Source organism: Aeribacillus sp. FSL K6-8394 (genome assembly GCF_038008865.1).
GTDB lineage: Bacteria > Bacillota > Bacilli > Bacillales > Aeribacillaceae > Aeribacillus > Aeribacillus composti.
Genome location: NZ_JBBPAA010000001.1, coordinates 1,541,797 through 1,561,508 on the forward strand (window position 1 = coordinate 1,541,797; position 19,712 = coordinate 1,561,508).

General features: G+C 38.6%; 20 protein-coding genes. 2 read left to right on the forward strand and 18 right to left on the reverse strand.

Annotated features, from left to right (window positions below; genetic code table 11):
• Positions 1-112 precede the first annotated feature (112 nt).
• From NSR00_RS07255 to comGA, 8 genes are all read right to left on the reverse strand, one after another.
• Positions 113-1,228, reverse strand: a complete 1,116-nt coding sequence (locus tag NSR00_RS07255) for an IS4 family transposase (RefSeq protein WP_340786899.1) — start codon at positions 1,226-1,228, stop codon at positions 113-115.
• A gap of 227 nt (positions 1,229-1,455) precedes the next feature.
• On the reverse strand, positions 1,456-1,827 hold the full coding sequence (comGG, locus tag NSR00_RS07260) for a competence type IV pilus minor pilin ComGG (RefSeq protein ID WP_327874156.1): 372 nt from the start codon (positions 1,825-1,827) through the stop codon (positions 1,456-1,458).
• Positions 1,824-2,315, reverse strand: a complete 492-nt coding sequence (comGF, locus tag NSR00_RS07265) for a competence type IV pilus minor pilin ComGF (RefSeq protein WP_327856456.1) — start codon at positions 2,313-2,315, stop codon at positions 1,824-1,826. The genes comGG and comGF overlap by 4 nt, the downstream gene beginning before the upstream one ends.
• Positions 2,245-2,571, reverse strand: coding sequence for a hypothetical protein (locus NSR00_RS07270; RefSeq protein ID WP_063388097.1), 327 nt, complete (start codon positions 2,569-2,571; stop codon positions 2,245-2,247). The genes comGF and NSR00_RS07270 overlap by 71 nt, the downstream gene beginning before the upstream one ends.
• Positions 2,555-3,016: a competence type IV pilus minor pilin ComGD gene (gene comGD, locus NSR00_RS07275; RefSeq protein ID WP_066247587.1), complete on the reverse strand. Its 462-nt coding sequence runs from the start codon at positions 3,014-3,016 to the stop codon at positions 2,555-2,557. Before comGD ends, NSR00_RS07270 begins: the two co-directional genes overlap by 17 nt.
• Positions 2,985-3,296, reverse strand: a complete 312-nt coding sequence (comGC, locus tag NSR00_RS07280) for a competence type IV pilus major pilin ComGC (RefSeq protein ID WP_063388095.1) — start codon at positions 3,294-3,296, stop codon at positions 2,985-2,987. Before comGC ends, comGD begins: the two co-directional genes overlap by 32 nt.
• A 4-nt stretch (positions 3,297-3,300) precedes the next feature.
• Complete coding sequence (gene comGB / locus NSR00_RS07285; RefSeq protein WP_340787874.1) at positions 3,301-4,332, reverse strand: competence type IV pilus assembly protein ComGB; 1,032 nt, start codon at positions 4,330-4,332, stop codon at positions 3,301-3,303.
• Positions 4,325-5,392: a competence type IV pilus ATPase ComGA gene (comGA, locus tag NSR00_RS07290; protein WP_130156359.1), complete on the reverse strand. Its 1,068-nt coding sequence runs from the start codon at positions 5,390-5,392 to the stop codon at positions 4,325-4,327. The genes comGB and comGA overlap by 8 nt, the downstream gene beginning before the upstream one ends.
• Before the next feature lie 316 nt (positions 5,393-5,708).
• On the opposite strand from comGA, the gene NSR00_RS07295 reads away from it, so the two are divergent.
• Positions 5,709-5,954 carry a DUF2626 domain-containing protein gene (locus NSR00_RS07295; protein WP_063388092.1) on the forward strand — a complete coding sequence of 82 codons (246 nt, stop codon included), beginning with the start codon at positions 5,709-5,711 and terminating at the stop codon, positions 5,952-5,954.
• Between the two features lie 54 nt (positions 5,955-6,008).
• On the opposite strand, the gene NSR00_RS07300 is transcribed toward NSR00_RS07295, so the two are convergent.
• Positions 6,009-6,653: an MBL fold metallo-hydrolase gene (locus tag NSR00_RS07300; protein WP_063388091.1), complete on the reverse strand. Its 645-nt coding sequence runs from the start codon at positions 6,651-6,653 to the stop codon at positions 6,009-6,011.
• A 245-nt stretch (positions 6,654-6,898) separates the two neighbouring features.
• On the opposite strand from NSR00_RS07300, the gene NSR00_RS07305 reads away from it, so the two are divergent.
• Positions 6,899-7,072 (forward strand): DUF2759 domain-containing protein, encoded by a 174-nt coding sequence (locus NSR00_RS07305; RefSeq protein WP_065095533.1) that lies wholly within the window; start codon positions 6,899-6,901, stop codon positions 7,070-7,072.
• Between the two features lie 73 nt (positions 7,073-7,145).
• On the opposite strand, the gene ltrA is transcribed toward NSR00_RS07305, so the two are convergent.
• The 9 genes from ltrA to NSR00_RS07350 form a co-directional block, all read right to left on the reverse strand.
• A complete protein-coding gene (ltrA, locus tag NSR00_RS07310; protein ID WP_339199937.1) occupies positions 7,146-8,405 on the reverse strand; it encodes a group II intron reverse transcriptase/maturase in 1,260 nt (419 codons plus the stop codon).
• Positions 8,406-9,073: 668 nt separating this feature from the next.
• The gene (locus NSR00_RS07315; protein WP_117016741.1) at positions 9,074-10,192 is read right to left on the reverse strand and encodes a YqgU-like beta propeller domain-containing protein; all 1,119 of its coding nucleotides are present in this window, start codon (positions 10,190-10,192) and stop codon (positions 9,074-9,076) included.
• 69 nt (positions 10,193-10,261) lie between these two features.
• Positions 10,262-11,383 carry a M14 family metallopeptidase gene (locus NSR00_RS07320; protein WP_340787879.1) on the reverse strand — a complete coding sequence of 374 codons (1,122 nt, stop codon included), beginning with the start codon at positions 11,381-11,383 and terminating at the stop codon, positions 10,262-10,264.
• A 108-nt stretch (positions 11,384-11,491) separates the two neighbouring features.
• Positions 11,492-13,402 (reverse strand): LTA synthase family protein, encoded by a 1,911-nt coding sequence (locus NSR00_RS07325; protein WP_340787882.1) that lies wholly within the window; start codon positions 13,400-13,402, stop codon positions 11,492-11,494.
• Between the two features lie 1,778 nt (positions 13,403-15,180).
• Positions 15,181-16,149 (reverse strand): ROK family glucokinase, encoded by a 969-nt coding sequence (locus NSR00_RS07330; protein ID WP_130156351.1) that lies wholly within the window; start codon positions 16,147-16,149, stop codon positions 15,181-15,183.
• A complete protein-coding gene (locus NSR00_RS07335; RefSeq protein WP_066247571.1) occupies positions 16,139-16,369 on the reverse strand; it encodes a YqgQ family protein in 231 nt (76 codons plus the stop codon). The genes NSR00_RS07330 and NSR00_RS07335 overlap by 11 nt, the downstream gene beginning before the upstream one ends.
• Before the next feature lie 86 nt (positions 16,370-16,455).
• The gene (locus tag NSR00_RS07340; RefSeq protein ID WP_063388085.1) at positions 16,456-17,985 is read right to left on the reverse strand and encodes a rhomboid family protein; all 1,530 of its coding nucleotides are present in this window, start codon (positions 17,983-17,985) and stop codon (positions 16,456-16,458) included.
• A 310-nt stretch (positions 17,986-18,295) separates the two neighbouring features.
• Positions 18,296-19,087 (reverse strand): DUF92 domain-containing protein, encoded by a 792-nt coding sequence (locus NSR00_RS07345; RefSeq protein WP_130156347.1) that lies wholly within the window; start codon positions 19,085-19,087, stop codon positions 18,296-18,298.
• Complete coding sequence (locus NSR00_RS07350) at positions 19,084-19,653, reverse strand: 5-formyltetrahydrofolate cyclo-ligase (protein WP_063388083.1); 570 nt, start codon at positions 19,651-19,653, stop codon at positions 19,084-19,086. Before NSR00_RS07350 ends, NSR00_RS07345 begins: the two co-directional genes overlap by 4 nt.
• Positions 19,654-19,712: the final 59 nt, after the last annotated feature.

A 19,712-nucleotide genomic window follows, 5' to 3' on the forward strand; every position in this document is an offset into this window, starting at 1 on the left:
GTTAATTATTTTTTGTGAATTTGTGCCAAAAAGACAAAACCTAAAGAAAGGTGGCACTGCCCATTTGGTAAATATATACAGTTAAACCAGAGCGACAACGACAAAAGGGAGATTATGGACTGGCTCGCCCATCAAATTTTCGCAACCAAACATAAGCTGGTTTCCACAGAGCTCTCTTTAACCAACGAGTAATTCGAAGTAGGGATTTCTTACTTTTCATCTCCAATTGAATGAGAACATGTAAGCAATACGTGATAAGGGCTAAGAAAATTTGATTTTGAATAGCTGTTTCACTCATTCCATAAAAGTGCTTAATTTCCACGTGTTGCTTGAGCCATTTGAAAAAGAGCTCAATAGCCCAGCGAGATCGGTAAATATCACTTATCTCTTCTGGTTTTAAATCAAATCGGTTGGTGATGAAACGAAGTAAGTTCCCTTTTGTGTCCATAACTTCTAGTAGACGAAAGACATTTTCAGTACGATTTTGTGTGGTACCAATGTAGACCATTTTATCGGATAGAACGTGACAATCATCAGGAAGTGAAAATGTATAGACTTCACGAATGACTGCGTTTTTCTTCAGTCTTGAAACGAAGAAATAGCCATCATCTGTCATCCGATCAAAACGTTCATAGTCCACATAACCGCGGTCAAACACATACATGGCTTCTTGATCATCCACTAGGACTTCGAGTTGATTTCGGTCATGTTCTTTTGCTGTCGTAATCACTGCTTTTTCAGGATAGACGGTGTCTTTATCCATGAAAACGAGCCGTAAGTGTAGCTTTACACCAGCTTTTGTTTGACGGAATTTTGCCCATTTATAATGGGTCAAATTCAACGGGAGTGTACTGGAATCAATGATTTTCAGTGGCATATTCTTTCCGTTTTGATAATGGTACCGTTGAATTTTCCAAACAAGATCCAAGAACAAATTTGCAAGAATTAGTGGGTTGATCTGATGGTTTTTTCGGGATAGCTGAGAGGCACTTATCGATTCAAATCCGAGTGCTTTTTGAAGATCTTCGTCTACAAGTGCATCACTCATTTCCTCTAAGCTCTTAAATTCGAGCAGTTGGGCTACCAATAAAAGTTTAATATAGGCTTCTGTTGTCAGCTTTTTTGTGTAATAGTCCTGTTTCAATTCTTTGACTTGTTCGCTAAGTTTTTGAATATTTATGGGTGAAACCCATTTACCAAATGATGAAATTAGTGTATTCTTGTCCATAATAGTTATCCTTTACGATTGGATTTGGACAGGAACCACCTGTACTTCCATTGTAAAGGATTTTTTTGTTTCGAAATCAATAAAAAATTGAACATTCTTAGTATTTTGAATCATCAGATTTAATTACTGCAATGCTAGTGTTATTTCCTAAACTCTGTTCATTTAAACAGACATTCTGGCAAATAAACGATTGGTTGAAGCTTTGATAAGGCGCTGAACGATGAAAGCTATGAATATTCATTCCAGCTCATAATCTGTTGATTGTTCAAATCATAATGAAAGTTTGCCGTATACTCCGTTCCTTTTATCGTCTTGCATGTAATGGAAATATTGACGATTCCGTTTTCTTTTTTCGTTCGTTTATACGAAATGGTTCCATTTGGGAGTTCAAGTATTTCCTGGGTATCAGAATAGTCAGCTTTTTTCAGCGAATATTGAACACCGGCAAGCATTAACGTTTCCTGCAAATAAAACTCTTTCGCATCATGCCGAAATCTTTGCTCTTGAATATATGAGGAAGCATATGCGGTAAGAATCATTATGCAAAGCAGAAATATGCCGATCGTCATTGGAAAAATATGACCATCTTCATTTTTCAATCAGGAATCACTCCTTTCACATCGCGAATGGTTCCTTCAAACCGCTTACCTTCTAAGCTTGTGATTTCAATTTTCACACCATGTGTTATTGGAATAAAATGAGAGGCTTGAACACCGCGCAGCACAATAACATGTCCTTTTCCGTCAACTTGATAGCGCAGCAAATCATTATATTGGCTGAGTGTGACTACTTCTCCTTTTTGATTTTTATATTGTAAAACATTTTGCTTCACCATTATTTGTTGAGATGTTTTGATTTCACGATGAAGCTCAATTAGAAATAAATTCCACTCGCTTGGATGTAAATCTTGCTGTCTCGCATTCAATTTGAGAAAAAATGAGAGCATGGGTGCAAAGGAAGAGATGATAATGGTTGTCGCTAGAAAGGCTATCAGCATGTTTGCTGCCGTATATCCTTTATTGTTCATAAATGTAGCCGCAAACCTTTTGTTCTGCATTTTCATCCGAAAGAACACATAATTCAGCAAATTGCCCCTCCTTTCCCCACACCAGTTCGAACATCATCCCTTGCCGCTCAACTTGGCCATTTGTTTTTTTCTTTTCAAATACAAAACGTTCAAGTTCTTCTTTGAGCAGTTGATAAGCCAGCACAGATGCTGCTGCTTCTTTTTGCTGTTTCAATAAGGCTGTTGACACAGGGACCAGCGTCAGCGAAAGCAAACACCATATGGAAAATGCTATTAATATTTCTGTGATCGTATATCCGCTATAATTTTTCCACACGGAACCTTCCTCTCCCTAAATTAAAAATGATTTTGTACGTTTTTTTATCATACGAAATGAAGATTGTTCCAGCTTGATAAAAATAGCCGGAAGGAGAGTACTCGATTGGAAATTTTATGTTTCCTGATTCGACTTTTATGTTTTGATCGTATGCTCTTTCAAACAGTTCCCCTTTAAAGCCGGATCGTTCAGCTTCGTAGTAATGTTTGTCAGGATACCAAAACAAATAAATTTTTTCTTTATTAACGAATGCGTGCTGTTGTACATATAGCAAATCTTTTTCCAGTTGAACGAAAAATTGATCGATGACTTTTTCTCTGTAAATATTTGCTGCTCCAATCCATATAAAAGAGCTGATCAACAAAAAGATCGAAAGAACAAGAAGCATCTCCAGAACAGTAAAACCACTTTGCCTAGTTGCTCTTAATGACGTTTCCATTTGCATCAATTTCAATCTCATCACCATTTGGACATTTTCCAGAATTATTCGGCAAGTACCCTTTCGTGATTAAATCATTAATTGTTGGTGTTTGATGAAACTCCATTTCATATGCGACGACTTGACCCTGCACCATATCAATTAAACCTTCGCACCCTTTATTTTGAATATTTTTATTATGAGCCATAACATTCGGAATCGTTATAATAAGCAAAATCGAGATCACTAACAGTACAACCAGCATTTCCACCAATGTAAATCCATGCTCATTTTTCACTATTTTCATCCTCCTATACTTGACCCATCATTTGGTACATTGGAAGCAAAATCGATAAATAAATGATCAATACGAAGACCCCGATCATCAGAAAAACGACCGGCTGAATATAACTAATGATTCTCATTATTTTTTGTTCCATCCGCTCCAATACGAACCGGCTGTACATATACAACTCTTTAGACAATTGACCGACGGCTTGTCCATGTTGAACAACAGAGGAAAGTTCCTGTTCAAAAAATGGACTTTCAGCAAATATGATCTCTAGCGATTCTCCTTTCTTTAATTTCTCGATAAACAGATTGGCCTCTTCCCTATAAAAATGGAGAAAATGTTGTTCTTGAAACAGAGTAAAGCATTCAAAAACGGACAATCCTCCCTTCAACAAATTGCTCATTTGCAAAGAAAAATAGTAGCTGTGAAATAACCGCAAACCTTTTGACACGATCGGAATTTTCATAAGCAGCTTCTGTTTTTCAAGCGGAGGCTTTTTTTTGAAAGAGACCCAATAGTAGAAAAAAAGGAGCAATAAGAAACTAAACAAAATGAAAAAAAACGTTTTGATCCCTTGAATGGTAAACATGACAAATGTCAGAAAGAAGGAGGCGTTCAAATCAACTGCTTCATACATATACGAAAATTGCGGGGTAACAACTGCTTGGATGACAAATAAAATAATTAAAAGAAGAGCAATTAAAAAGAGCGGATAACGGAGAACTTGAATAAATTTTTCCAAATGGAGGAGTTGTTTTTCCAGCATTACTGAGCTTTCTTTTAAAGCAAAATGTATATCACCATGCTTTTCAGCAAAGAAAAGATAGCTTAGTACATCTCGATGAAATCCAAGCTTCTCAAAAGCCGTGTATAGTGAATCTCCTTTTGTCAACATCTGTATACAAGCCTCAATATCTTGTCGGTATTTTTCTTTTACATGAAAACTCATAAAGCGAATAGCTTCATTTAATGCATACCCTTCTGAAAGCAGCTCACTCACTTTCTTCAAAAATTGTGCCTGCATCTTTTTGTTCCATCGATGCCTATTCATATTCAAACACCCAACGATCATATATGTCCGGATATAAATATCCAAGAGCGATTCCTTTTTTAATTACATCTTTTAACTTCATATAATCTAACTCACTCTGCTCCTCTCCTTTTGCTTCCCGAATAGCGGCGGTTAAATTTTTGCCGTAAAGAAGTTCATAGACCCCAATTCTCCTAATTTCCTTTAATTTTTTGCAATAAGGCGGGCAATTCCCTTTGCAAAACGGGCATATTAAATGAACGAGACGCTGCGCAGCAACAGCGATCAAAGTTTGCTCAATTTCGGAAAAGGTTACACCAAATTCTAATAATCGGTAAATAGCTCCCTTTGCATCCCGCGTATGCATGGTGGTCAGTACTAAATGTCCGCTAAGCCCAGCCCGGACCGCAATCCTTGCTGTCTCATGATCTCGAATTTCACCGACCATAATCACATCGGGATCGTGTCTTAATATTGCTTTTAACCCATTTGCATACGTAATTCCAGCTTTTTCATTGATCTGCACTTGAAGCATTTCATCGCTTTTCGTTTCCACAGGATCTTCAAGTGTGATGATGTTTCTTTTAAAATGTTTTTTTGCATAATGGAGAAGCGAATAAAGAGTGGTCGTTTTTCCCGAACCGGTCGGACCGGTAAGGATCAGGAGACCGTGAGAATGCTTTAAAAATGAAAGCATTTTTTTGGATTCTGACGGGAACAATGAAAGTTTTTCAGGCGTTTGAATCGATTGCTCTAGCAATATTCGGATGACTAGACTTTCATCGAATACTGTAGGCAATGTCGATAAACGAAGATGCACCTCTCCGTAAATCGTATGGAAGGAGTAAGCACCGTTTTGCGGACGCCTTTTTTCGCCAATATCCATTTGGGCCATAAATTTAAAATGAGAAATTAAGCGTTCACAAATAGCTTTTGGCAGATGAAATATTTCTTTGATGTCATCGTCAATTCGAAATTGAATAACTGCTTTTTTCTTTTTCGGAACAATATGGATGTCTGAGGCACTAAATGAACACGCCAGTTCAATCAGTTTTTCGCTAAGCTTTTCAATTTCAATCATTCCATATCCCCCCTTTCTTTTCTTAGGATTCATCTTAACGAATTGAAGAGAAAAATGCGAACGTAGATAATGGATTTTTCTTTTCCCTTTCCTTTTGCAAAATTTAATTGAGCATAACCGAAAAATAACAATTGTTTGCAAAGACTGTTTAGAAAACAATTTTTTGCTATAAACTCATAATTTTTGAACATTTTTTTACAACATGTTTGAAAACAAAGTGGATACAATAACAATTGGAAACGGTATATTTACAATGTATCAAGCTGTACATTATAATATAAAAAGCGACCGATTGAGGGAAAAGGAGGGAAACACAATGGATCGCATGTTCCGTGTACTCGGTTTTTGGACAGGTATTTTTGCTATTATGTTTTATTTAGGCGATATGAAGACGACGTCTTTACTTTTCTTTGGTCAAACTGGATTTTTTGTTTTACTATCTTATTTAAAATTAACTGAACGTATGTATATTTATATTTTCGGAGCATATTTGACCATTTTCTTCGTCGGGTTTACATATTGGACGACGTTTATGATGGTCCCTGGACAAGGCGGCCATTAATAAAAACAGGCAATTCCGCAATGGAATTGCCTGTTTTTTGGCCTTCTTCAATTTTTACGAAAGCGAAAATCCATTTAAAAAAGGATTTGTTTCCATTTCTTCTATAATGGTTGTTTCTGAACCGTGGCCAGGCAACACAATGGTTTCTTCCGGCAGCACTAGCAGTTTTTCATGAATGCTTTTCAGCAGTTCTTCATGATTCCCTCCAAGCAAATCCGTACGGCCAATGCTTCCTTTAAATAATACGTCGCCTGAAAAAACAGCATTTGCTTCTTCTAAATAGTAGGAGATGCTTCCAGGAGAATGCCCCGGTGTTTCAAATAAAGAGAACTGGAAAGAACCAATTGTCAAGCTTCCTTCTTCCCGAATGATTTCGTCCGCTTCCTCTACCGTTACATTTTTTCCATTCATAAAATGACCAGATCCATTTAAAGAAGGATCGCCAAGCCATTTTTGTTCTTTTTCGTGGACATATACTGGAATATTCCAAACTTTTCGAACATCATCAATCGCTCCGATGTGATCAAAATGTGCATGTGTCAACAAAATGGCAAGGGGAGTCAACTGATGTTTGCGCAATACTTCAATTAGCTTTTCTCCTTCATCGCCTGGATCAAATAAAATACACTCATTTTTGTCATTTGTTAAAATATACGCATTTGTTTGCAGCAATCCGAGCGGGATTCTCATCCATTTCATGCTCTCACCTCAGGTCATTTTCTTTTCATTTCCATCATACAAAACATTCTTTTTTGGCGCAAAAGGAATAGTTAGAAAATTTTTGGCCAAACCTAAAATGTGCAGGACATACCGTTCATAAAATTGACATAGTCATTTTATGCAAACGTACCGTTCCTACCTCGACAAATCTAGTAAAAGAGATTAAAATATGAAGGGGAAGATATTTGCCGCACTTCAACGTATAAAAGATTGGGGGCTATACAATGGGTACTGTCATTATCTTTACTTTAGTAACTTTGCTTGGTATCTATGCTATTTTCCGTTCTTTAAAACAAAAAAACATATTGGGAATTTTGTTTGCGCTTGGAACAGTCGCTGTTTTTGGATGGTTTACCTATAAAACGATTGTTCACCACGGTATACCAGTGCCACACTAATCGAGTAGGAGGGGGTGACTAACCCCCGACCTCTCACACCACCGTACGTACCGTTCGGTATACGGCGGTTCAATTAAGTATGACGTAGTGCTTGATATCTTTCGAATAGACTTCTTAACCCTCGACGCTTCCAATAGGAGTTGTCGAGGGTTTTGTGTAGAATGGGACTGCAGGCAATCCGCCAATATTTCTTGCGTGTATTGCCCCATTCGAATGCTTTATGGCTTGGAACTCCTAATCCTCTGAGTTTCCGAATTCTTGTTTTCGGGGTTTTCCATTCTTTCCACAAACACATCCGAAGCCTTCGTCTAATCCATTCATCAAATTCTTTGAACTTACTTGGTGTTTCTGCCAAGGCAAAATATCCGCACCATCCCATTAAATACTTATTCAGTTTCTCAATCCTTTTCTCCATTGGATACGGTTTCGACCTTGATGTAATTTCACGGATCTTGTTCTTCAAACGTTTCACACTTTCGTTCGCAATCCGTACCTTTGGAGTCTTATTGAGTGTGAAGCTGAAACCGAGAAACTTCCGTTTCCAAGGACGGTCTACCGCCGATTTCTCTTTATTTACCTTGAGCTTTAACTCCTTCTCTATAAAGTTCGTAATGGAGTTCATGACACGAATTCCTGCTTTCTTTGTTTTCACATAGATGTTACAGTCATCCGCATACCGAACAAACTTATGTCCACGTTTCTCAAGCTCCTTATCCAATTCATGAAGCATGATGTTTGATAAAAGTGGACTAAGCGGGCCGCCTTGAGGCGTTCCCATGTTCGTTTCCATTACCACTCCATTGATCATCACGCCTGATTGAAGATACCGGCGGATTACCTTCAGTAGAATTCGATCTTTGATCGTTTTCGCCAAGATCCCCATCAGTTTGTCGTGATTCACCTTGTCAAAGAATTTCTCTAGGTCTATATCGACTACCCAACGATATCCTTCTTTGATATAACCCTTTGCTTCCCTAACCGCATCATGTCCCCTTCTACCTGGGCGGAAACCATAGCTATGGTTCGAGAAGGTCGGATCAAAGATTTTCGTCAACACTTGGGCAATCGCTTGTTGGATGAAACGATCCGTCACGGTAGGGATCCCTAGAAGCCTTACTCCACCGTTCGGTTTCGGGATTTCGACTCGACGGACGGGTAAGGGCTTGTAGGTTCCTTCTCTCAACGACTGTCGAATGGAGTCCCAATTTTCGTAGAGGTGTCTTCGTAGGTCTTTTACGGACATGCCATCTACTCCGTGACCTCCTTTATTCTGTTCGACTCGTTTCAGTGCCGCCAGGAGATTTTCCCGTGACAAAATCATTTCCATCAACATTGATATCCTCTCCACGTGAACGAATTCTTCTATTTGTGCCATCTTCTGCTCCACCCTCTTGAAGTCCCCCGTGGGATTCACCACTTCCTCCTTCAAGTAAGTCCTATCGGATTGTCTGCTTCCACACAGAAGGTGAACGCCTAGCGATTCGTTCTCCTTAATTGTTCAGTCCTTCCTCTTTCGTCTCGAGCTCGAAAAGAGTACTATGACTTCTGCTGACTTCTGACTGTTCAGTTATCTATCACTAGATAGGTTACCAAGGTTACTTGGCGTGCCAGCCAGATCTCCCCGGGTAAGTACATGCACTTTCACACCATCTATCCGCCTCATTTACTCGATATGACCTTCGACAGAAAGAGCTTTGTTTTGTTTCGCAAACTCACTCAATCATACCTAGCCTTATATGAGGTTCGTGTTCCTCGGACCGGTGTTTTGCCTCCAGCTTCCTTCAGATTCCGCGTCACCACGGACACCCTTGCTCTTGGCTAACCTCTACTTCTGTCTTCGGGGTTCGGGACTTACACCCTATAGTTCATGTACATGCCGGGCGCACAAAAAAAGAATGGCGGGGCCATTCTTTTTTTTATGAATAAATAAACATTCAGTTGTCACACACCCGTCTTTTAACCTCCGCTTCATATTGCCAAAAAAGATGCTTTCACTCCTGTTTATTTTACAATCTCCTGAATCTTTTCCTTACTTAAATCCATGATTTTTTCCAATCTCGGCCCATACAAAGCATAATGACCGGATGGCGAAATGAGGATAGGATCGTTTGTCACGTTTTTGAAGATGGTTTCTTTTTTCTTAGTGATAAGGTTAAATCTCTGCAGTTCAAAGGAACCGTCCTGGGATTTGGCAACGGGCACAAATGTATAAAACTGCTGATTTTGAGCATTGAAGTCATAGTAGGGAAAAATCCATTGAGAGTAATCGGAAGCCAAAGGGACACGAAATGTAGACAACACTTTTTTTGATGAAGAATTTATAAAAACATATTGACCGAATCCTTTTTCCTGTTGATTTTCCTGCAAATACATGACAATCGATGAAAAATTTCCATTTCCGATGACATGATCAGCGATTTTTTTTTCGTGATGTTTCATTAAGTTTGCTTCATAAAGCGGAGCGCTTAACTCAGGCTCATCGTTATTCCATTTTACATATGTAATGCGATCTTCATCTGTCCATTGAAAAAAAGGTATTTGATAGGGACTATCCACAACTTTTTTCTCTTTCAAATCAAGCAAATAAGTCTTATATGACCAATCTTCAGCAAATGCTGTAACCATCAGCTCGTTTTCATTATAGGGATTCCATGTGTATTGAAGTTCAAACGCATTGATTTCCCAATGAAATAATTCCTCTCCTTCGGTGTTTACAAATGTTAGGATGGCTTGATTGGTTTCAGGGCTTGAATGAATGAGAAAAATTGTTCGGCGATCATTGGGCACTGTTTGAATAATCGGATGCTTTGTCTGAAAAAATAGTTCATCTTTTCCGCTTTGAAGATCGTGACAAATAACTTCCGAACGGTCTTCAAGATTTTTAATGTAAAGCACAGCCGTTTCATGAAACCATCCAGTAATATTTTGAAAGGTATTTTCCTCTGCTTCAATCGGTTGAATGTTCTCTAAAAGATTCTGTTCTGCTTTAAAGTTTTCAAACTCATTTTCCATTTTTTTCTCTTTTGTCACTTGTTTCTTTTCATTCGTAAGCTGATGAAATTCACAAGACGACAAAAGGAGAATCGGAAAGCACATGACGAAAAAAAAGGCTGCCCTCATCACCCTCATCCTTCTCATCCGATTTTCACTTATAATTTACGAATTTTTCAAAAAAATGTTTCAAAAAATTTATTTGCACAGCAAATATAGCGACGCCCAAAATATTCCCTTTGCTTTCCGATAAATTTCATCAAATTGGTCAAGCGGCAAAGGGTTCCTTCCTCTGCCTAATTCAACGGTAAATCCCGGCTTTCTGTATTCTTTAATAAACCAATCGCGAAAGCCGGCATGACTATCAATCATTCGGATTCCTTTATATCCGCTTAACAACTCATACTCTTTTACGATTTCTTCCGACTCCTCTGGTTCATAGTTTAAATACCCCCAATATATTTCTTCTCCTTGTGTGTGGAAGGCTACGATGAGATCAAATTGAGACTGCTTGACTAGTTCACTCATAGCAATTGCTTCCGGCTCTGAGAGAGGATAATCACCTGGATAATCACGAGGAGCCGGGGATTTTGGGCTTTTTCTTTCTTTTTCAATTTCCCAAAAGGCAGGAAATTGATTGTTCAGATCAACGCCGCGAATATTTGCTTTCCAATCGGAAAAATCTTCACAGTTATTATTTAACTTGACGGCCTGTTCTTTCACTTGAGGATCAAACGATTCGGCTGCTAAAACAAGATTCACTCCATCCGGATTCACCATCGGAACAAACGATAAAGTTATCTGCTCATAAAGCTGTCTTACAGAAATTCCATTAATCGATTCGTTTAAAATAAGCTTCCGAACATACTCATTGAGCCATTTCATCATAATGGCTGTCGTAATCCACTCATTTGCATGAAACGAACCGTTCATATGAACTTTTTTCGTTCCGGAACCGATAAGAAGTTCAACTAAAGGATTCCCTAGAACACTGCGGCCGATAATCCTCTCTTTAATAAACGGGTAATTTTTTTTTAACACCGCAATATCGCTTGTCAAAGCAAAAAAATGATAGGGCCGTTTTGGATCAATTACAGGCCATGAAATTGGGACAGCATTGTATGTATTTTTAGTCAAGCTTGATGAAGGATGAAACGGATTATTTTGTACGAAACCCCATCCGGGAATGACGATTTTTTCCCCTTTAAAGATTTTTTCGTTTTCGAAGAAGGGATTTGAATCCAACAACAATCGTTTTGAAAGTTGATATTTTTTTCCCAAGTGCTCCAAATCCGCTGTTTCATTCATACAGATTTCCATAAAAAACCCCTCTCCCCTTTTTATTCAGTACATAACATATTATATGAACGACATCATGTTTCATTAATAAAACGTATAAAAAAGCTCTGACCTAATGGCCAGAGCCTTTTACTGTTTTTTTGCAGCTTGCTGCTCGGTTGAATTCGGAGATGATTCATCCTCTTTGTCAAAAAACCGCAGCAGGTCACCATAAATAATTTCATCCGAATAATCAAGCTCATTTTTCGCTTTTTCCATATATGGTTCACATGCATTTTTATCCTCAACAGCTTCGCCTGTTGATTTGTCATAGCATATTCCTCTTGTATACACATATTGATCCGTAATAAAGCTGCCGTCCCTTAACACAGCAAACGGAATACGGTCTTTTGAAAAAATATCTGTACCAAATTCGATATCGTTTTTCGTATCAATGCCTAGCAGGTTTAAAATAGTTGGCTTCAAGTCAATTTGCCCGGCGACTTGATGGAACACTTTCGGATTTTTATCGGTAACCCCCGGAATATGGATAATTAACGGAACTCTTTGCAGCTGAATCGTATCAAACGGCGTAATTTCCTCTTTTCCTAAAAATTGTGCCATCGCTTTGTTATGGTTTTCGGAAATACCGTAATGGTCGCCGTACAATATAATAATTGAATTTTCATATAGTCCAGCTTTTTTTAGATCTTCGATGAACACTTTCAAGGCTTCATCTGTATAACGAACCGTCGTAAAATAGCGATTCACGACTCCATCTTCGGAATCAAATTCATCAATCAATTTATCTTCTTCACCCAACTCAAACGGAAAATGGTTCGTTAATGTAATATATTTCGTATAAAAAGGCTGAGGAACATTTTTCAATAATTGTACCGACTGCTTAAAGAAGTCAATATCCTTCAATCCCCATCCTACCGAATTTTCTTCCGTCACATTATAATATCTGACATCAAAGAAACGGTCGTATCCAAGAGAATTATACATCACATCGCGATTCCAGAATGTGCGGTTATTTGCATGAAATACAGCTGAGTAATAACCGTAATCCTTTAAAATTTCCGGAGTTGCATTGTACTCATTGTTCGCATTTGTAAAGAAGACTGAGCCTCTTCCCAACGGATACAAAGAATTTTCCAATAAAAATTCTGAATCTGACGTTTTGCCTTGTCCTGTTTGATGGTAAAAATTATCAAAATAGTAGCTTTGTTTAATAAAATCATTTAAAAACGGAGTAATTTCTTGTCCGTTCAATTTCTGATTGATAACAAAGTTTTGGAACGACTCCATAGAGACGATAATGACATTTCTACCTTTTGCAATTCCATTCATTTCTTTACTAGGTTCTTTTTTGTTCGCATTTAAATAATTTTGAATTTCGACCAAGTTATTGCTGTCAGCTAACGCACGTTGTGCAGACGTTTTGGACTGCAGCAAAGAATCGTAAATATGAAAATTGTATACACCGATATTTTTGACGAGCATCTCCCTGTCAAACGTTCTTGTTAAAAGCTGCGGACGCTCTGTTTCAGCCAATCCAAGATTAAAGAAAAACACAGCTGCAACCATTAAATAATATGCTGTTTTTTCTTTGCGCATTAATTTTTCCTGTTTGCGGAAAACAGGTCTCCGTGAAAGCCAAATTAAAATGGCTATATCAACAAACATTAATATATCGACAGGCTGAATCAGCTCGGTTATGCTGCTTCCCAAATCTCCCATATTGCTAGCTTGGAAGAGCACGGGAATAGTCAAAAAGTCGTTATAAAACCGATAAAAAACAACATTAGCTAATAAGAGAAAGGTCATCACAATGCTGGCACCGATCACCCAGCGATTCCGGTTTTTGTCTTTCATAAATAATCCAATACCAAAAACAAACAGCAAAAAGCTCAGCGGATTGATGAATAAAATAATCTCTTGCTTAAAATTTTCTATTTTTATATCAAAGCTAGTTTTGTAGACAATGTACGTTTTAATCCACATAAAAAATGTCGCTAATAACAAAAAAGAAATTTTTGAAAATGTGCTTTTACGCATTTTTTTTACCTCCTCAAACGGTGGACCTGCGCATTTCTACACTTAAGTGTTTTTTTCCATTTTTTAGGCATCTTAGTGAATAACTAAAGATTATCTTAATACTTCTTCCAAAAAAAATCAATGTTTTTTTACAATATATTTACAATAAGATGCTAGCTTTTTATATATTATTTTATCTCAGTACCTATTATGTTTAGACGGACAAAAATTAAAAAAGTTTCATATAAACAGAATTTGTTATAATCCAAATTGGGCTGCCAAAAAAATAGCACCTTTTTTAAAAGAGCTATCAGATTTTCTTTGCTGGACTACGACAAGGTACATGTCGAGTTTGGGATTGTGGCTTTAGCGCACACATACTGAAAGTAGCCGGCATCCGCCAGCTACTTTCAGATGAAAATCGAACAAATATAAATCGAGTAGGAGGGAGCGATTAACTCCCGTCCTCTCACACCACCGTACGTACGGTTCCGTATACGGCGGTTCAATTAAGATAATTGACGCAAGTCTTTATAACTTCCGTGAATAGCTGTTCTCTTTATGCCAGTGGTCACTCCACCCTCCAAGAGGTCTCCCACGGGATTCACCGCTTCCTCCCTCAAGTGAGGTACTACGTTTTCTGTGTTCATCATGACTCACTGAATGCCAAGGGCTATTCTCTCTTAATTGTTCGGTCCTTCTTAGTTGTTCTAGACCAACTAATACTATGACCTCTGCTGACTTCTGACGGTTCAGCTACTTATCACTAAGTAGGTTATGAAGAGTACTTCACATATCCGCCAGACCTCCCCGGGTAAGAGTGTAATCTTTCCTTCCATCCATCTGCTTCATTTACTCTGTATCACCTTCGGCAGAAAGGGCTTTGTTTTGTCTTGCAAACTCACCCAGTGATACCTAGCCTCATATGAAGTTCGTGTTCCGAGAGACCTTAAAGTTTGCCGCTCGCTTCCTTCAGATTCCGCGTCACCACGGACACCCTTGCGTTAAGCTAACTGCTACTTCTGCCTTCGCAGCTCGGGACTTTCACCCTATAGATTACACCCATGCCGGGCGCACATCGAGTAGGAGGGAGCGATTAACTCCCGTCCTCTCACACCACCGTACGTACGGTTCCGTATACGGCGGTTCAATTAAGATAATTGACGCAAGTCTTTATAACTTCCGTGAATAGCTGTTCTCTTTATGCCAGTGGTCACTCCACCCTCCAAGAGATCTCCCACGGGATTCACCGCTTCCTCCCTCAAGTGAGGTACTACGTTTTCTGTGTTCATCATGACTCACTGAATGCCAAGGGCTATTCTCTCTTAATTGTTCGGTCCTTCTTAGTTGTTCTAGACCAACTAATACTATGACCTCTGCTGACTTCTGACTGTTCAGCTATCTATCACTAGATAGGTTACCAAGGTTACTTGGCGTGCCAGCCAGACCTCCCCGGGTAAGAGTGTAATCTTTCCTTCCATCCATCTGCTTCATTTACTCTGTATCACCTTCGGCAGAAAGGGCTTTGTTTTGTCTTGCAAACTCACCCAGTGATACCTAGCCTCATATGAAGTTCGTGTTCCTCAGACCGGAAGTTTGCCGCTCGCTTCCTTCAGATTCCGCGTCACCACGGACACCCTTGCGTTAAGCTAACTGCTACTTCTGCCTTCGCAGCTCGGGACTTTCACCCTATAGATTACACCCATGCCGGGCGCACAAGCAAGTGGAGAGAAACACATTGTTTTTCTCCACTTACTTCATTTTAGGGACCTTATCGGACAATTCCTTTTTAGTCTTTCTCAATTTTCAAGTATGTACGTTTTAACCAGCCATGCGCCGCCAATTACACCTGCATCATTGCCAAGCGTTGCAAGAGCAATATCTGCTGCGGAAGCTTCATGAAAAACGAACTGTTGAAAAACATTTTTAACTCTTTTTATTAAAAATTCCCCAGCCTTTGATACTCCACCGCCAATGATAATTTTGGAAGGATTTAAAGCAGTAGCCAAGTTGGCAAGAGCAAGACCAAGATGCATCGTCATGTCGTCGACAACCTGCAATGCCATCTCATCGCCGTTTTTCGCAGCATCAAACACATCTTTTGCAGTGATCGATCCTTTTCTTTCCAATTCTCGATTCAGCGTTGATCTCCCATTAAACTCTTCCATTTTGGCTATAGCCATTCGAACTATTCCAGTTGCAGAGGCGACCGTTTCCAGGCAGCCCGTTTTTCCGCAGTTGCACGGAAAACCTCCATGCAAAACGGAAGTTATATGGCCGATTTCTCCGCCTGCGCTATTTTTCCCATGGATTATTTCTCCATTTGCAATGATTCCTCCGCCGACTCCCGTTCCGAGTGTGACGCATATTAAATCCCTTTCTCCATTCCCCGCTCCTTTCCACATTTCACCAAGAGCTGCAAGGTTGGCATCATTATCAACGATTACTTGCAAACCAGTTTCTTTTTCAAGATTTTTCTTAAGCGGATAATTATTTTCCCATCCAATATTGACAGTTCTAGAAATGATTCCCTCTGTTAAATCGACAGGGCCAGGCGCCCCCATGCCGATTCCAATCAGCTTTTGCTTCGATTCACCAAGTTCTTTCAACTTTTCGTATATAGATTGAGAAATATCACTAACAATATTTTTTCCTGATTTATCGGTAGGGATTTCCCATTTTTCAATAATATCTCCATTTATATTGATAAATGCAATTTTTATCGTAGTTCCCCCTAAGTCCACACCAACTAGCCAATTATCGATCATATTTTTCATCCTTTACTCTTTTTCTCTTATCTTTTTCTATCATTATTTCTCGTCTTAACAATAGCATGGCCATTTCAAATTCTTTTGCGTCAATCAGCTGCGACTCAAACAGCTGCTTGACCTCCTCCTCCATTAATTCAAGATCAGCCACACGATCTCCGATGTATATGATAGTACCGAAACGTTTTAAAAGCTGTTGTATGTCGTAAATCGTTTTCAAAAACATCACCTTCTAAATAAAAATGCGGATAAGCTGCACATATTGCTAAAGTTCTTTTTTTGAAAACTTCCGAACAAGTCATCGAGCTATAGATTGTCAAGCTGTTGTTTTAGCTGCTGATATTCCGCTTTTCCCGGATCAAGCTTCAATGCCTTATCAATCGCTTCTTGTGCTTTCACAACATCATTCTGTTCCGCATATATTAGGCTAAGTACATAATAAGCTTGATGAAATGTCGGATCTTTTTCCAATACATTGTTTAAATATTCAATTGAGCTTGCCACATTGTTCAAACGATATTCCGTATAAGCAAGTAAATAGATGATTTCAACTTTTGCATCATCAAGCTCCTTCGCTTCCGAAAGCACTTCGGAAGCCTTTTGGAACTCCTTGTTCTCAATTAGTGCCTGCGCCCTTGCTAAAGCCATTTCCGAATTGCGCTTAGGGGCTATTTCATATCCATAATACCCAAGACCGAAAACGAAGATGATCGATAAAATAAGCCCCACTGCTCTCGTGAAAAATTTTGACATCCTTGGAATCTGAAGAACAAAAGCTGCCAGAAATCCGCCAATTAAACCGCCTATATGACCAGCGTTGTCCACATTCGGAATCGCCCAGCCAAGCATTAAGTTAATTAAAACTACAATCAAGATGTTGGGTCCTATTGTACGGAAAAACAATTTAGGGTTTAACACTCCTAAAAACAAGAGCGCACCGAACAAGCCGAATATCGCACCTGATGCACCTGCGGACAAAAAGGGGCTGAAAGCAAAGCTTGCAAGCGAACCAGTAAATCCGGCAAACAAGTATATAAGCAAAAATCGAATCGAACCATACATTTTTTCAACAGTCATTCCAATATAATAAAGGGCTAAAGAGTTCATAATCAAATGCAAAAAACCGATATGCAATAAAATTGGTGAAAAAAATCTCCACCATTCGCCATCGTAAATGGCAGGATTGTATTTCGCTCCAAATTTTATAAGAGTATCAGAATTTGTGCTTCCCCCGTACCATTCAAGAAGAAAAAACATCACAATTTGTGCTGTTAAAAAAACATATGTAAAGAAAGGCCTGCCATTTTCAAAAAAGGAGCGTTCCAGCCTTTCCTGCCTTTTTATATAAGAAAATATTTCTTCTTTTATTCGTTCAACTGATTCAAAATTTGATTCTTCTGCTGCATAATCAAGTTTTTTCAACGAAGCCGAAAGAGCATCTTCCAAATCACCTGTTTTTTCCATTATATGCTCTTGATCCAGCAGCATTGTTTTGACGACTGTTTTCCCATGCGCAAAAGGTTCTTTAATCCGAAATTCCCAATCATCAACAGGAGGAAATGTGGTCACATAAATGTTAAGAATATTTAAGTCCCTTCTCATAGATTGTTTTCGGATCGTTTCAAAAATATGCGCCGTATGTTCAATGTCTTGAGAGATCCAATTTCCCCAGTCAATATCTTTTCTGACAAATCGTACAAGCTGAAAATATTTGTTGCGAAACGGCTCAAGCCAAACCTCCGAATGATCGCCGGATATATTGATTAGCCTGTAATTATGCTCCACCACAAGACTTCGCAAAATTTTCCAAAAAATAAAATCTAGCTGAGTCCCCATTTAAAATCTCTCCGCATGTTTTTCCTTTATTATACCAATGTGGAAGGGCAGTTTGAAGAAAAAAGCTGAATCAAAAACGATTCAGCTTTCCATTTCCACCTATTTAAAAGCACCTTGGAGAAATTTCCTGCCAATTAGCGGTATCTGCATTGTCAGTTGAATAAATTTCTCACGCATCCATTTGCTTTTTAGGCATACGTTCATAATTTTGTATCGATTTGAATATATGAAGAAAATGCCGAATACTAGAAGAATTCTTTTTAATCGCTTCATAATTTAATCCCTCCATTAATTAAAATAAACTTTTTGCTCAATTTTTATCCAAAATAAAATACGCAATTACTGTTGCAATGAAAATTGATAAAAAATTGACTGCGTCATTATTCATCCAGACAAAACCTTTCGTCTTTACCGTATATTCCCCGCAATGTATTCTTTTTTCCGTTTCAGCATGGCAGACGAGACATTTATTTTTTCGTTGAAAAAAGCATCCGAACAGCGTGTCAATCAAAGCTCCAATAAATCCAAATAATATAATGAAAGGTAAAATTTGAGCATCATTTTTTATAAAAAAAGAACTCCCCAGCGCAACAAACGAAGAACCGAGGATGGAAGCAAAAGTTCCGAGAACGGTAACAGCACCTGATGTTCCTTTTTCGACAAATTTTGGAGGAAATAAAAGAATCGGTTTTATTCGGCTTAAGCTGCCAATTTCGGAAGCCCATGTGTCCGCGTTGGCGCAAGCGAATGAAATGGTTAAAAGAATGAACCAAAAATTGCGGTCATCATGATCCACTATATTGAAAATGCTGATCAATACTGGAATCCCGCCATTTGCCAGCACTTGAACATAGTCGCGTCTTTCCCCTTTTTCAAGAATTGATGCCATTTGCGCTTTTCGTTCCTTCTTCCATTTACTGATCATGCTTGATGACGCAAAAAATAATCCAAGGGGGACCAGCCCTGGAAAACCAAAACTAAAATAGATGCTGGCGCCAACAAATACGGAGCTTATTGCTCCAGAAATCGACAAAGCTTTTGACTTATAGGAAATATAAGCGATAGTCGCAATAAAAATAATGAACAATAAAGGAATGATCATTTCCTGCACTCCACCAATTCTTTTTCAGTAATGATGATATCAACCGGAATATCATGGGATTCAATCGGCACTTCCTCAACTATTTGAAAGGAAAAAGCAAGCGCAATAGTTACATTTGCGTATTTATGTAAATAACGATCAAAATAACCCCCGCCATATCCGATCCTGTGCCCACGCCGGTCGAAGCAGATGCCAGGGACGATGAGCAAGTCAATTTCTTTTGGCGTTATGAGTGTTGTTTGCTCAAAGATCGGCTCCTGTAAATCTAAATAAACATTCTCTAATTGATCAAACGATTTTATTTCCCTGAACTCCATTTCTTTTATATTTGGGTCGCATTTAGGCACAGCTGTTTTTTTCTTTTCCTGCCAGCAGCGAAAAAATAAACTTTTTGTATCGACCTCGAAGCCTTTGGATACTGTAAGGCCAATGGTATTCGCCTCCTGCCAATAGTCTGTTTCAAAAAGAGTTTCAGCAATTTTGTTTGACCAGTCCGCATGCAATTCATGCCCCATGTTTTTTAACATCCGTTTCACTTCATTTCTGATTTCAAATTTTTTTTCCAACTTAAAAATTCCTCCCATTTACCTTTTTTATAATAAAAAAACAGCAGGAAATATCTTCC

Coding starts and splice junctions, on each gene's coding strand:
- comGA (WP_130156359.1), bottom strand. CDS start 5,392: ATGATTGAAATTGAAAAGCTTAGCGAAAAACTGATTGAACTGGCGTGT.
- comGD (WP_066247587.1), bottom strand. CDS start 3,016: ATGCAAATGGAAACGTCATTAAGAGCAACTAGGCAAAGTGGTTTTACT.
- NSR00_RS07320 (WP_340787879.1), bottom strand. CDS start 11,383: ATGGAAATCTGTATGAATGAAACAGCGGATTTGGAGCACTTGGGAAAA.
- NSR00_RS07300 (WP_063388091.1), bottom strand. CDS start 6,653: ATGAAATGGATGAGAATCCCGCTCGGATTGCTGCAAACAAATGCGTAT.
- NSR00_RS07305 (WP_065095533.1), top strand. CDS start 6,899: ATGGGTACTGTCATTATCTTTACTTTAGTAACTTTGCTTGGTATCTAT.
- ltrA (WP_339199937.1), bottom strand. CDS start 8,405: ATGTTGATGGAAATGATTTTGTCACGGGAAAATCTCCTGGCGGCACTG.
- NSR00_RS07345 (WP_130156347.1), bottom strand. CDS start 19,087: ATGATCATTCCTTTATTGTTCATTATTTTTATTGCGACTATCGCTTAT.
- NSR00_RS07295 (WP_063388092.1), top strand. CDS start 5,709: ATGGATCGCATGTTCCGTGTACTCGGTTTTTGGACAGGTATTTTTGCT.
- comGB (WP_340787874.1), bottom strand. CDS start 4,332: ATGAATAGGCATCGATGGAACAAAAAGATGCAGGCACAATTTTTGAAG.
- NSR00_RS07315 (WP_117016741.1), bottom strand. CDS start 10,192: ATGAGGGCAGCCTTTTTTTTCGTCATGTGCTTTCCGATTCTCCTTTTG.
- NSR00_RS07330 (WP_130156351.1), bottom strand. CDS start 16,149: ATGATCGATAATTGGCTAGTTGGTGTGGACTTAGGGGGAACTACGATA.
- comGC (WP_063388095.1), bottom strand. CDS start 3,296: ATGAAAATAGTGAAAAATGAGCATGGATTTACATTGGTGGAAATGCTG.
- NSR00_RS07325 (WP_340787882.1), bottom strand. CDS start 13,402: ATGCGTAAAAGCACATTTTCAAAAATTTCTTTTTTGTTATTAGCGACA.
- NSR00_RS07340 (WP_063388085.1), bottom strand. CDS start 17,985: ATGGGGACTCAGCTAGATTTTATTTTTTGGAAAATTTTGCGAAGTCTT.
- NSR00_RS07255 (WP_340786899.1), bottom strand. CDS start 1,228: ATGGACAAGAATACACTAATTTCATCATTTGGTAAATGGGTTTCACCC.